Genomic DNA, 12,021 nt, shown 5'->3' on the forward strand with positions numbered 1-12,021 from the left:
TCACTCCTTCATTAAAAAACTTGTCATGCCTTAGTTGCACTTATACAGTAAGAAAGTAGTTATACTTTTTGTATCTGCTAAATATAGAAAAGGCCATACTCATTGAGCTGACCTTTTCCTAAATTTACTTCACAACTGAACCATTTGGCAGCGTTTGTTCAACTGAAGCAAGAACTAACTTCCCTGTATTATCTTCACCACAGAGAATCATTCCTTCTGACATCTCTCCACGCAGTTTAACGGCTTTCAGGTTTGTTACACAGATTACCTTTTTCCCTACTAAATCTTCAGGTTTATAGTGCTCTGCAATACCCGATACGACCTGACGTTTTTCAGTCCCAATATCCAGCTGCAGCTTTAATAGTTTGTCAGCCTTTTTTATTGTATCTGCTTTAAGAACTTCAGCAACACGCATATCAAGCTTCATAAAGTCATCAAACGCAATTTCCTCTTTTGGCTCTGGTGCCTGTTCTTCGGCATTCTTCTCTTGGGCCGGTTTTTGCATCATTGCCTTAATTATTTCTACTTCTTTTTCTACTTCTAAACGAGGAAAGATAGGTTCTCCTTTATCAACAGGTGTTCCTGCTTTAATTTCCGCATTCAAATGAACACTATCCCATTCTTTCAACGAATCCTCTGTAACACCTAGCTGTTTGAAGATTTCTGCTGGTGCTTCAGTCAGGAATGGCTGAAGCATAATCGATACTTTACGTAATGACTCAACAAGGTGGGCCATTACATTACCTAAACGGTCTTTTTTCGTTTCATCTTTAGCTAATATCCATGGCTCCGTTTCATCAATATATTTATTCGTACGACTAATAAGCTGCCACAATGAGGCTAACGCAACAGAGAATTGCATATTTTCCATTGAGTCTTCCACTTTCGCAATGGTTTCTTTCTGTAACGTTTCAAGTGATTGTTCAATCTCTGTCTCAGAAGCCTTATATGCGGGGATTTCCCCATCAAAATACTTATCAATCATCGCAACCGTACGATTTAGTAAGTTTCCAAGGTCATTCGCAAGATCATAATTTGTCCGATCCACAAAGCCTTCAGGGGTAAACACACCATCAGATCCAAATGGAACTTCACGTAGTAAATAATAACGAAGTGCATCAAGACCATAACGATCCGTTAACTTAATCGGATCTACTACGTTTCCTTTTGACTTGGACATTTTACCGTCTTTCATTAAAATCCATCCATGTGAAAAGACTTTTGTCGGCAGCGGCAAATCCAACGCCATTAACATAATCGGCCAATAGATGGTATGGAATCGGACTATTTCCTTGCTCATCAAGTGAACATCAGCAGGCCAGAATTTCTGATATAAACCATCATCATCCGTTCCGTATCCGAGTGCCGTGATATAATTTGTGAGTGCATCGATCCATACATAAATAACGTGCTTCGGATCACCAGGAACCTTTACGCCCCAATCAAAAGTAGTCCTTGATACCGCCAAATCCTCTAATCCTGGTTTAATAAAGTTGTTCAGCATTTCATTCTTGCGGCTCTCCGGCTGAATGAACTGCGGATTCTCTTCATAAAATGCAAGAAGCCTGTCAACATACTTACTCATCTTGAAGAAGTATGATTCCTCTTTTACTTTTTCAACAGGACCACCACAATCCGGACAATGGCCGTCATCTAGCTGGCGCTCTGTAAAGAAGGATTCACATGATGTACAATACCACCCTTCATATTCATCCAGATAAATATCACCTTGTTTCAAAAGCTGGTCAAATATCTGTGCGACAACTTTTTTATGACGTTCCTCGGTTGTACGGATAAAATCATCATTTGTTATTTTTAATTTTTTCCAAAGATCCTGAATCCCACTTACAATTTCATCGACATATGCTTGTGGCTCCATATTTTTTTCTTTCGCTTTACGCTGGATTTTTTGGCCGTGTTCATCAGTTCCAGTAAGGTACATTACCTCATACCCGCGTAATCGCTTATACCGGGCAATTGCATCTCCTGCCACAGTCGAATAAGCATGTCCAATATGTAAATTGCCACTTGGATAATATATTGGTGTTGTTATATAAAATGTTTTTTGCTCTTTTGGCATTATTTCTTACCTCCTCAATCACTAATTCTTATTGTAGCGATTTTATCATAAGTTTTCCACTTACGTGACATTAAACATTCAATACTAAAAGATTATTACCTATTGCCCCTCTTTTGTTTCAAAATAACGATACTTAACGGAATAATTAACTAATTAAGTAGTTAACCAAATTTTCACAATTTAAGCTAAAAATTTGTTGACACTATTAGCAATGGTTGATAGTATATATTTAATGTACATGTCGAAACATGCCGAAAAAAATTTATTAAAGTAAGTAATAGAAAGGCTAACCATCACTTACATTTAGTGATATGTCACGTTTTTCTATCCGTTAGAGGGGAGAATGGAATTTGAAATCTACAGGAATTGTACGAAAGGTTGACGAACTGGGTCGAGTAGTTATTCCAATCGAATTACGCCGTACACTTGATATTCATGTAAAAGACGCTTTGGAAATTTATGTTGATAATGATAAAATTGTGCTACAAAAATACAAGCCAAATATGACTTGTCAGATAACTGGGGATACTTCTGATGAGAACTTATCATTAGCAAATGGCAAAATTGTTCTTAGTCCTGAAGGAGCACAGGAACTCATTAATGAAGTCCAAGCACGATTAAACAAATAGTATGTGATAAAAGTGGCTGACGCGATTCAAATCGTCAGCCACTTTTTTAATGCTGTTTTGTTGCTGGCAATCATCTATTGACTACGGCACAGTGCGGAAAAATACTTGCCTGCTATAACGCGTTCCTTAGGGTAACACTTCAGCCTCATAGGCATAAAACGGAAAAGTTTGCGGCTTAATCTAGCAGGATTATACTATCAATAAGAGGCTGATGTGTTGCCACTCAAAATGAGGATCCGCCAAACAATCGAAGTGAATCCTCATTCCGCTAAATAGCAGAAAAGATGCTCTCGGAAGGGTGAGACGGATCCTCGTTCCGTTAAAAAATCGATTCTCCAACAGCAGGGGCGAAATGTATGCTGATCATTATGTGATTTCTAATGGTAGTCGCATTTTTCTCTGGCAAAAACTGAACTCGTTAATTCTAGAAAGCAGCCTTTAATTAGTATCATCAACATGAAAAGCCTGATATACAGCACGTTTTGCCATGTTTCTGTCAGTTGCAGCACGTTTAATTGCATCCTTACTTGATAGGCCATCTTCGTCTATGTAATGTGTTACATGATCAGTAATGGAAAGGTGACTCCACCAGAGCTCATTTTCAATAACTGATGCCTCACTCGTCCCCTCTACAACCAAACAGAACTCACCTTTAAGCTCATTTTCTTCAGCCCACAATAGAAGTTCCTCAACTGTTCCACGTGCATATTCTTCAAATTTCTTGGTAAGCTCCCGTGCTGCAACTATTTGCCTGTTACCAAGCTGTTCATGCATTACTTTCAGCGTATCCTTTAATCGATACGGAGATTCATAAAAAAGTATCGTTGCCTGCAGGGTTTTTATCCGCTCCAGCTCAGCCACTTTATCTTTCTTTTTTCGTGGTAAAAATCCGTAAAAGTGAAATTCAGAAGCGGGTAACCCTGACCCAACCAGCGCACATAATGCTGCATTTGCTCCGGGTAAAACTATTACAGAGTGACCAGCTTCAATCGCCGCTTGAACCAATTCATACCCAGGGTCAGAAATAGCTGGCATACCCGCGTCACTTACAATTGCAACCAACTCATCATTATTTACACGATCAAGCAGCTGTTTTTCACGGCTCTCTTTATTATGTTCATGATAGCTGACAAGCGGAGTTGATATTTCAAAATGACTGAGCAGTTTTCTCGTGTTTCTTGTATCTTCTGCAGCAATGACAGAAGCACTTTTCAATATTTTTAATGCCCGGAAGGTAATGTCCTCCAAATTTCCAATTGGAGTTGGAACAACATAAACAGCACCTTGAACCTGTTTATCAAAGCTTTTCTGTATGTTCATATTGGATCACTTCTTTCAGCTTGTCCCGAATTAGTTGAAATTTTCCCTTACGTGTAAGCTGTTTGATTTGATATTCCTTTTGTAATGCTTCCTCTTTTGTCGAAAACCTCTCCACAAATACGACTTGAAAAGGGCCGCGACCACGTGTGTATTTAGCACCTTTACCCTGTTCATGCATCGCTACCCTATGCTCAAGATCATTTGTGTAACCAGTATATAGTGAATTATCTTTACATTTTAAAATATAAACAGTATGTTCATTAACGTCCATAAATAATATCCTCTGCTTCCTTCGTATACGTATTATCATCGTTATAAATATATAATGGAGAAAGCGTAGTTAAATCCGCTTTTCCATCTCGGGTCGCCTCAATTAAAAGCATATTCGCTTCCCGTCCCTTTTTAGGGTAAACAAATTGTATGCGTTTTGGCTCAAGCCTGTATTTACGGAATAACGCTATAATATCTACCAGCCTTCCTGGCCGATGTACCATTGCAACCTTCCCGCCAGGACGTACATGCAACTTGCAAGCCTTAACGACATCTTCCAATGTACAGTAAACTTCATGCCGGGCAATCGTTAGGAAGTCATTTTTATTATGCTCGGTTTTTTCTGGTGTTCGAAAATATGGCGGATTACATGTTACTAAATCAAATTTACTGTGACCCAATTCAGCTTGCATTTCTTTTAAGTCACCTTGAATCATCGTAAGTTGATCACCTAAATCATTCAGCTTAACATTCCGCATTGCCATATCAATTATTCTTTCCTGAATTTCGACTCCAACTATCGATGCGTTTGTCCGCCGGGAAAGCAAAAGTGGAATAACTCCATTCCCTGTACAAAGATCCAATATATTCCCTTTCTTAATCGGCACGTATGTAAAATGTGCAAGCAGCACAGCATCAAGTGAAAAAGAAAACACAGTAGGACTCTGGATGATATGCATATTCTCTTTCGCTAATAAATAATCAAGTCGTTCATCATCATATAATGGCATCATTCTCAACTTCCATCCTTACTATGTTAGAAAAGCTGTCCCTAATGCTAGAGACAGCTATTCCAAACTATTTCCTATTTCGTTTTGTTCAGAAATAACAGACAGAACAAACAGTCTTCATCCTGACGCGGACTTCCAAAATGAACATTACAAATATGAAATCCTTCTTCATACAGTCTCGCCAGATTGTCATAGCCCTCACCAGGAATATCTTTTGAATGATCCACAATCTCATCTTCCTTAAAATCCTCATCGGTACTTTCTAAACGATTACGTAAATGATGATTCTCCATGGAAAGACGATGATTTTCCTCCAAAAGATCACTCAGCCTGCCTTTTAAATCTCCAAGCTGTTCGTATAACTCACCTATCTGTTTTTCCATATCAGATACCTGATCAAAAATTTCTCGTTTCTTCACGCCTTTTCACCCCACTATTCTGTGGCTTGCGCAATTATTCCTTCATCAATTAGTTCATCTAATGTATATTCAATGACACGTTCCGCTTCAGGCATTTCTATGTGAACGACGCGTTCCAGGATGTTTAGACCAACTACTTTACCAGTACCATATGGTGTGGTAATAGCCTGCCCAATATCAGGTAAATCACGCTTAGCTGTTTCATAATCATCATTTTCATATTTCAAACAGCACATGAGACGGCCACATAAGCCAGAAATTTTTGCAGGGTTTAATGAAAGGTTTTGGTCTTTAGCCATTTTAATAGAAACTGGTTCGAAGTCCCCTAAAAATGTGGAGCAACAGAGCATTCTGCCACAGGGTCCAATTCCACCTAACATTTTTGCCTCGTCACGCACACCAATCTGTCTAAGTTCAATTCGGGTTTTGAACTGCGCAGCAAGATCTTTTACTAAGTTACGGAAGTCAACACGACCGTCTGCCGTAAAATAGAAAATTATCTTATTACGATCAAATGTGAATTCTACTTCCACTAGATTCATATCAAGATCATGCTCGATAATTTTTTCCGTACCAGTTTTAAAAGCTTTATCAGCAAGCTCCTGGTTCTCAACAACGGTACGTTTATCTTTCTCATCAGCTATACGAATAACTTTCTTTAATGGGAGAACAACATCCTCCTCATCGACTTGTTTGTTCGTGATAACAACTTTTCCAAATTCAATTCCACGAACCGTTTCCACAACAACATAACTATCAACTTCTATGTTGTTATCTCCAGGATCAAAATAATATATTTTACCCGCTTTTTTAAAACGGACTCCTATAACTTCAATCATTACATCACCTCTGTATTTGAACGGTAAGTTGCTCCATTACCAGTGTTGGATTGACATTCTGCTTCAATTTGCGTTTAGCATCAAGAAGCTTATTTAGAATGGTCAGCAATTCTTCCTGTGAAAAAAACATCACAAGCCCTTCTACTTTTTCGTCATCCTTTGCAAAGACTACCATTGCTTCTTCTCTGCCTATATGAAAATAAAGAATATCTTTAAAAGCTAGCATTAATAAATCCAGCCCTTGTTCCTGCTGTTTTCTTTCCTTAAAGTGTGGCATCCAGTGATTATGAATAAATAAAAAAACTTCATCTGGATTTTTAGAAAACATTTCTATTAATTGTACCATTAGTTTTCGCGACTGCGCAAACCACTCATCTTCATTCAGGGCGATTGCATCATCTAAATTATTCGTCAAAGCGCTCATTAAAATGGCACTTCTCTCAGACATTCCTGAATCGAGCAATTGCCTCTGAAAAGCCTGTGGATTCAACGGCTGCAAATCAATCACCTGACAGCGTGAGCGAATAGTGGAAATAATCGACTGACTGTTATCAGTCATCATAATTGCTGTAGTCTTTCTACTGGGCTCTTCCAAAAACTTCAGAATGCGGTTTGCTGCGTTTAAGGTTAACGTATCAGCACCTTTAACTACATATACTTTCTGACTGGATTCAACCCCTGAATACGTAAATTCTTTTTGCAGATGTTCAATTTGTTCTTTTTTTATCGATTGTCCCTCAGGTTCAATCCAGTGCAGATCTGGATGATTCCCGGAATCTATACGTTTACATTCATTACATTCCTGGCAAGGTTCAACGTCTGATTTATTTGTGCAAAAAAGACTTTTTGCGAGTAACAAACCAATTGCTTCCTTCCCTGTACCCCGTTCGCCTTGAACGAGGTAGGCGTGTGATATGCGGTCTTTTTTTATGCTATTGGTAATAATTTTACTTGCTAATGGCTGGATTTCAGCTGCTTCAGACCACGTTTTCATAATTCCCCGCCCTTACATCAATCTTTACGTATATAAGTTAACCAGTAAACCCTTTATCTCTCCAATAAGTCCAAGCAGATCTACTGTCTTTTTTTCCTGATTCATAATATCTTCGGTAAGTTCAATTAATTTTTCGTCAACTTTCTTGACGATTGCCAGTTTACTGTTGTTCCCATCCATACTAAAGCTATGTGACTTCTTTAAATCGAGTCCATTATAGACTGTTTCCTGTAAAAAACCCTTAACCATCCGTTTAAATTTAACTAAATCCTGAAATGAACGAAAGCGAGCAAGCCTGTCTCCCTGAAGCGTAATATTTTTCATTAATTGCTGCACTTCTTGCTGTTTTAATTTATGTGTTTGGGACTGAACCATTCCATCAAAGGATGGGCGACCATCTGCACTTACTTTCTGGTTTTTAGTTGTCGTGTCCATTTGTGAAGGAATTTCCTGATTAATTTTCACAGAATCAGCCCCTTTCTTGTTTTGTTTATCTCCCAGCAGTTGCTGGCCTTTACCTTAAAACTGCATAAATGATTCAATTGGCAGGATAAATACTGTGGCGCCACCAACTTCGACTTTGACAGGCTTTGGAATGTACGAATCTGCATTTCCACCCATTGGTGAAATAGGGGCTACCATCTGTTCGCGTTGAGAGCAATTATCCCGGATTATGTTTAAGGCTTCGTCGACATATTCATCCTCACAGCCAATCATTAAAGTGGTATTGCCTTCTTTCAAAAAACCACCAGTTGTTGCAAGTTTTGTTGTCTTGAAGTTCTCCCCGCCCAAAGCATCAGTGAGACGGTTCGTATCTTTATCCTGAATAACAGCAATAATTAACTTCATGATCCTTACCTCCCTTACGCTTTATTTGTTAAAACGGGAAACTATAAGATTCATTGCATCTGCTTCAACTTGTTCGAAAGGCTGATTAGCATCTATGACTTGAATTCGCTCAGGGAACTTTCGCACAAGTTTTTGATATGCGTGATAGACTTGTTCATGGAACTGGATATTTTCCAAATCTAAACGGTTCCTCTCTCTATCTTTATTCGCCGAAATGCGCTCTAAACCTTTTTTTGGTTCAATATCAAAAAATAATGTCATATCAGGCATGCAATCCTGAATGGCAAATTGATTAATCATAAAGACTTCATCCATCCCAAGACCTCTTGCGTAACCTTGATAGGCTAAGCTGCTGTCAATAAATCGGTCACATAATACAATTCTCCCACTATCTAAGGCTGGTAATACCTTTTCAGCTAAATGTTGCCGGCGCGCGGCAGCATAGAGTAGAGCTTCTGTTCTTCCGTCCATGCTTGTATGTGTTGGGTCAAGAATTAATTTTCGTATCTTTTCGGCTATTTCGATTCCACCAGGTTCACGTGTGGTTAAAACGTCATAGCCCATCGCTGTTAGTTTGTTTCCAAGAGATTGGAGAATAGATGATTTGCCTGCACCTTCGCCACCCTCAACTGTTATAAAATATCCGCTCACGTAATTCTGCTCCTTTATATTAGAAAACTTGGCATTCGTTAAAGGGATTCTTATGAAAGCGTAATTTGCTTTCTTAGACCCCCTTATACTGTGGAGTCCAAGCCTTTAGGCGAGTTGCCTTAGTTGCACTTATGCAGTAAGAAAGTAGTTATACTTTCTTATCTGCTAAAAACGCTAATTTCATTCGTTATATCACGATGCTGTATCGTTACTCCTTGTTCTATTAAATGTCCAATGATAATAACATGTTCATCTGTGACCAGCTCACCTTTTAAAATAAGCGGTATACCAGGTGGATATGGGATAATTGCTTCTGCTGCAACATATCCTGAAGATTCATTAAGTGGAACTTGTTTGGTTTCTAGTTGTTGCATTGTTTGATAAGAAACAGCAAGTTCCTGAATACTTCCTCTAAAAAGATTGCTCACCTCTATTGTAGCATGATTTGGGTTAATTTTTAATTGTTCCTTTATTCGTTTTACTGCTTTTTTCAGATAATCGGTATTTTCAAAAGGAGCAAGACCATGAATAAATAATACCTGATTATGCGTAACAAGTTCCGGAAATACTTTCTGATCTTCAAAAAGACTTGCGGCATCTTTCGCGGAAACCCCCTGATTCATATGCAGTGTTAATTTTAGTGGATCGTTTGCCGGGAGTATATCCCAAAAATCCGGAGCCTTTAGAATTTCCTTGACCATTGCAGCACTTTCCAAAATGTTATTTATCTCTTCTCTATGCATTGTTGCTAAGAACAAACGGGCAATATCCAATGATGCCATTAGCGGATAGGATGGACTGCTCGATTGAATCAGCTGTAAATAATGCATAATTTTTGCTTTAGATACAAGCTTTGAACGCAGATGTAAAAAAGAACCCATCGTCATTGCTGGAGCCATTTTATGCGCGGAGTGGACTACTACATCTGCTCCAAGATCAAGTGCTGACTGCGGAAATGCTTTATCTAGTGAAAAATGTACACCATGAGCCTCATCAACAAGCACTGGTATATTATATTCATGTGCAAGTTCAATCGATTCTTTAATCGGAAATAATTTGCCGAAATAATCCGGATAGGTCAGTACAACAGCTTTTGCATCGGGATGCTGTTTTAGTGCATCCTTAAGCGTAGTGCTACTTGGGGCTGTGTAGCGACCTTCTGAGTCATCGAATTCCGGTGTAATAAAAACAGGCCTCGCCCCACTTAATTCCAATCCGTTGAAAATTGATTTATGACTATTGCGCTGCACAATTATTTTTTCATCAGTTGAACATGTTGCTAAAATCATTGCAAGATTTCCTGCAGTACTTCCACCTACAAGAAAATAAGTATTATCTGCACCGAAATATTCAGCAGCCAGATTCTGCGCCTCCGCTATTGCACCTTGTGGAGCATGTAAGTCATCGAGACCTGGCAGTTCAGTCATGTCCAGCTTTAAAACAGAATTGAAATAGGCTTGGGCATTTTCCGGGAAGATTCCTCCGTTCTTATGACCTGGCACATGGAAGGAAATAGGGCTCATTTCAGAAAACTGTTGAAGTGCATCAAATAACGGTGTTGCTTTTTGTTTCATATAACAATCCATCCTCTTTATTCATCTTCTTTTATCTTAACAAAAAAGGCCTCTGCACGTATAACTGCAAAGACCTTACTATTTATGAATATAATGTTGGTTGATTCATATTTTTTAATTTTTGTAGATAATAATGATATTTTTCTTCTCTTGGCTCCGTATGAATCATATTTCGTTCACATTCACAACAGATAAATAGTTTGTATAAATGAATTCCTTTTTCTTTTTCCTCTTCACAAATGCCACAGCGCTCGTTTAAAATTACTTGTTTCATCTCCCCACCTCCGTTAGCTTAGTATCTCCTAATCTAACGAAATATATACATAAAAATCTTTGAAACATCGAAACTTCTTATTGATAACTATATGTATTGTTAGCCTGTATGTTTCCACATTTTCAGAAAATATTTCTTACACCTTTTCCGTAATTCATCAGACAATTGTCCAAATCCCGTAATCTGGTCTTATTATGGAAGTTTTAAGGTCGCAGTTGATATAAAATGCGAACTAGTATGGAAAAATAGTTGAGTGCTATGGCACCGCTTCGGAAATACATTCCGCTTTCCGCGGGCAACGCTTCAGCTTCCTCGGAAGCAAAAATCGCTTCCTGCGGGATCTTCAGCTGTTGCTTTTCCCGCAGGAGTCTCCATATATTTCCTACGCTAGGTTTTGCTCACCTTATTCTGTAAATTAACCAAGGCTTATTGTAACAGGGCTTCTTATTCATAGGGAACACTCCATTCTCTAATCAGGAAATTTCTATCAGTGGAGGCAGAATACGTAGACTCCTATGGGAACAGCACGTTCCGAAGACCCCGGAAGAAGCGTTCTGTGCTTCTGAGGAGGCTGAGGTCGTGCCCATGGAAAGCGAAGTATTCTGCCGAAACGAATGTAAGCACTCAACCATCATTAGAATAATAGAAAATCTTCACTAATTCGCATTTTATACCTTTTAGCCGTTATGAAATGATAAAAGATCTCATAATGCAATAATCAATCCTTTAGAAAAACACTACAAATTAAAAACGCATGTGTATCCATAATAGATTCCACATGCATTTCATACTTATTTGGTTATATCACAAATAGATGAATAGCTGCGAGAGAGGTTACTCCAAACAATCCTAAAAACCCAGAGATAACTACGGTAAATAGATTGATAGGAATATGCAACCCGATAGCCCCTCCGAATACATTAAAGAAAAATAAAAACAAAATGCCAATTCCCAATTTAATGGTACTGCTTCCAATAAAGCGCATTGGTTTCACAGGAGCACCTACAAATAATAGGATTACTATTAAAGCAACCATAATCGATATAACTATTGTTGAACCCACGTCAAATCACTCCTTTTACTTGTCCCTTACTACTTACATATGAAAAGGAATCAAGAAAAAGAACTTTAAACTATTTATTATACCGAATTGCACTAATTTTTCTTCGCCGTGCTTCACGCAGTAAAAACAAGTACTTTGCCTCGGAAATGTTCTGTCTGAAAAAACCAGCCTCTGTTGGGTCGATACTTTTTTCAACAATCGATTGTATCTGTTTCCATTCCCGCTCTATTGTAAAGATAGAATCTAATAATTGCTCATCTATTGATCGTTTCAGCTTCTTGTTTTTTTTAGCCATGTTGTCACCTAACTTTTATAAAACTTGGCCTAT

General features: G+C 38.4%; 14 protein-coding genes and 1 pseudogene. 1 reads left to right on the forward strand and 14 read right to left on the reverse strand.

From position 1 onward, the window contains the following. Positions 1 to 124 precede the first annotated feature (124 nt). On the reverse strand, positions 125 to 2,080 hold the full coding sequence (gene metG, locus ACE1TG_RS12145) for a methionine--tRNA ligase (protein WP_375052657.1): 1,956 nt from the start codon (positions 2,078 to 2,080) through the stop codon (positions 125 to 127). Between the two features lie 350 nt (positions 2,081 to 2,430). On the opposite strand from metG, the gene ACE1TG_RS12150 reads away from it, so the two are divergent. Next, positions 2,431 to 2,709, forward strand: a complete 279-nt coding sequence (locus ACE1TG_RS12150; protein WP_375052658.1) for a transition state genes transcriptional regulator AbrB — start codon at positions 2,431 to 2,433, stop codon at positions 2,707 to 2,709. Between the two features lie 438 nt (positions 2,710 to 3,147). On the opposite strand, the gene rsmI is transcribed toward ACE1TG_RS12150, so the two are convergent. From rsmI to ACE1TG_RS12215, 13 genes and pseudogenes are all read right to left on the reverse strand, one after another. Next, the gene (rsmI, locus tag ACE1TG_RS12155) at positions 3,148 to 4,029 is read right to left on the reverse strand and encodes a 16S rRNA (cytidine(1402)-2'-O)-methyltransferase (RefSeq protein ID WP_375052659.1); all 882 of its coding nucleotides are present in this window, start codon (positions 4,027 to 4,029) and stop codon (positions 3,148 to 3,150) included. After that, the gene (locus ACE1TG_RS12160) at positions 4,007 to 4,300 is read right to left on the reverse strand and encodes a GIY-YIG nuclease family protein (RefSeq protein WP_375052660.1); all 294 of its coding nucleotides are present in this window, start codon (positions 4,298 to 4,300) and stop codon (positions 4,007 to 4,009) included. Before ACE1TG_RS12160 ends, rsmI begins: the two co-directional genes overlap by 23 nt. Then, on the reverse strand, positions 4,290 to 5,033 hold the full coding sequence (locus ACE1TG_RS12165; RefSeq protein ID WP_375052661.1) for a tRNA1(Val) (adenine(37)-N6)-methyltransferase: 744 nt from the start codon (positions 5,031 to 5,033) through the stop codon (positions 4,290 to 4,292). The genes ACE1TG_RS12160 and ACE1TG_RS12165 overlap by 11 nt, the downstream gene beginning before the upstream one ends. 71 nt (positions 5,034 to 5,104) lie before the next feature. Continuing rightward, the gene (gene yabA, locus ACE1TG_RS12170; protein ID WP_375052662.1) at positions 5,105 to 5,449 is read right to left on the reverse strand and encodes a DNA replication initiation control protein YabA; all 345 of its coding nucleotides are present in this window, start codon (positions 5,447 to 5,449) and stop codon (positions 5,105 to 5,107) included. A gap of 14 nt (positions 5,450 to 5,463) precedes the next feature. Continuing rightward, positions 5,464 to 6,288 carry a PSP1 domain-containing protein gene (locus ACE1TG_RS12175; RefSeq protein ID WP_375052663.1) on the reverse strand — a complete coding sequence of 275 codons (825 nt, stop codon included), beginning with the start codon at positions 6,286 to 6,288 and terminating at the stop codon, positions 5,464 to 5,466. Between the two features lie 4 nt (positions 6,289 to 6,292). Continuing rightward, complete coding sequence (gene holB / locus ACE1TG_RS12180) at positions 6,293 to 7,282, reverse strand: DNA polymerase III subunit delta' (protein ID WP_375052664.1); 990 nt, start codon at positions 7,280 to 7,282, stop codon at positions 6,293 to 6,295. Positions 7,283 to 7,306: 24 nt separating this feature from the next. Further along, positions 7,307 to 7,747: a YaaR family protein gene (locus tag ACE1TG_RS12185; RefSeq protein WP_375052665.1), complete on the reverse strand. Its 441-nt coding sequence runs from the start codon at positions 7,745 to 7,747 to the stop codon at positions 7,307 to 7,309. A gap of 54 nt (positions 7,748 to 7,801) precedes the next feature. Then, positions 7,802 to 8,131: a cyclic-di-AMP receptor gene (locus ACE1TG_RS12190; protein WP_092490969.1), complete on the reverse strand. Its 330-nt coding sequence runs from the start codon at positions 8,129 to 8,131 to the stop codon at positions 7,802 to 7,804. Then, positions 8,100 to 8,782 (reverse strand): annotated as a pseudogene (gene tmk, locus ACE1TG_RS12195) (dTMP kinase). Before tmk ends, ACE1TG_RS12190 begins: the two are co-directional and overlap by 32 nt. Before the next feature lie 158 nt (positions 8,783 to 8,940). Beyond that, a complete protein-coding gene (locus tag ACE1TG_RS12200) occupies positions 8,941 to 10,356 on the reverse strand; it encodes an aminotransferase class I/II-fold pyridoxal phosphate-dependent enzyme (RefSeq protein WP_375052666.1) in 1,416 nt (471 codons plus the stop codon). Positions 10,357 to 10,438: 82 nt separating this feature from the next. Beyond that, a complete protein-coding gene (locus tag ACE1TG_RS12205) occupies positions 10,439 to 10,630 on the reverse strand; it encodes a sigma factor G inhibitor Gin (protein ID WP_209481915.1) in 192 nt (63 codons plus the stop codon). 799 nt (positions 10,631 to 11,429) lie between these two features. Continuing rightward, positions 11,430 to 11,693: a pro-sigmaK processing inhibitor BofA family protein gene (locus ACE1TG_RS12210; RefSeq protein ID WP_092490973.1), complete on the reverse strand. Its 264-nt coding sequence runs from the start codon at positions 11,691 to 11,693 to the stop codon at positions 11,430 to 11,432. A 70-nt stretch (positions 11,694 to 11,763) separates the two neighbouring features. Then, complete coding sequence (locus ACE1TG_RS12215; protein ID WP_375052667.1) at positions 11,764 to 11,988, reverse strand: YaaL family protein; 225 nt, start codon at positions 11,986 to 11,988, stop codon at positions 11,764 to 11,766. Positions 11,989 to 12,021 lie beyond the last annotated feature (33 nt).

This window comes from Virgibacillus sp. JSM 102003 (assembly GCF_041949995.1).
Taxonomy (GTDB): domain Bacteria; phylum Bacillota; class Bacilli; order Bacillales; family Amphibacillaceae; genus Lentibacillus.

Bases quoted from the DNA above. Each gene is read 5' to 3' on its own strand.
- metG (WP_375052657.1), bottom strand. From the start codon at position 2,080: ATGCCAAAAGAGCAAAAAACATTTTATATAACAACACCAATATATTAT.
- ACE1TG_RS12200 (WP_375052666.1), bottom strand. From the start codon at position 10,356: ATGAAACAAAAAGCAACACCGTTATTTGATGCACTTCAACAGTTTTCT.
- ACE1TG_RS12175 (WP_375052663.1), bottom strand. From the start codon at position 6,288: ATGATTGAAGTTATAGGAGTCCGTTTTAAAAAAGCGGGTAAAATATAT.
- ACE1TG_RS12215 (WP_375052667.1), bottom strand. From the start codon at position 11,988: ATGGCTAAAAAAAACAAGAAGCTGAAACGATCAATAGATGAGCAATTA.
- ACE1TG_RS12165 (WP_375052661.1), bottom strand. From the start codon at position 5,033: ATGATGCCATTATATGATGATGAACGACTTGATTATTTATTAGCGAAA.
- rsmI (WP_375052659.1), bottom strand. From the start codon at position 4,029: ATGAACATACAGAAAAGCTTTGATAAACAGGTTCAAGGTGCTGTTTAT.
- ACE1TG_RS12190 (WP_092490969.1), bottom strand. From the start codon at position 8,131: ATGAAGTTAATTATTGCTGTTATTCAGGATAAAGATACGAACCGTCTC.
- ACE1TG_RS12160 (WP_375052660.1), bottom strand. From the start codon at position 4,300: ATGGACGTTAATGAACATACTGTTTATATTTTAAAATGTAAAGATAAT.
- ACE1TG_RS12205 (WP_209481915.1), bottom strand. From the start codon at position 10,630: ATGAAACAAGTAATTTTAAACGAGCGCTGTGGCATTTGTGAAGAGGAA.
- holB (WP_375052664.1), bottom strand. From the start codon at position 7,282: ATGAAAACGTGGTCTGAAGCAGCTGAAATCCAGCCATTAGCAAGTAAA.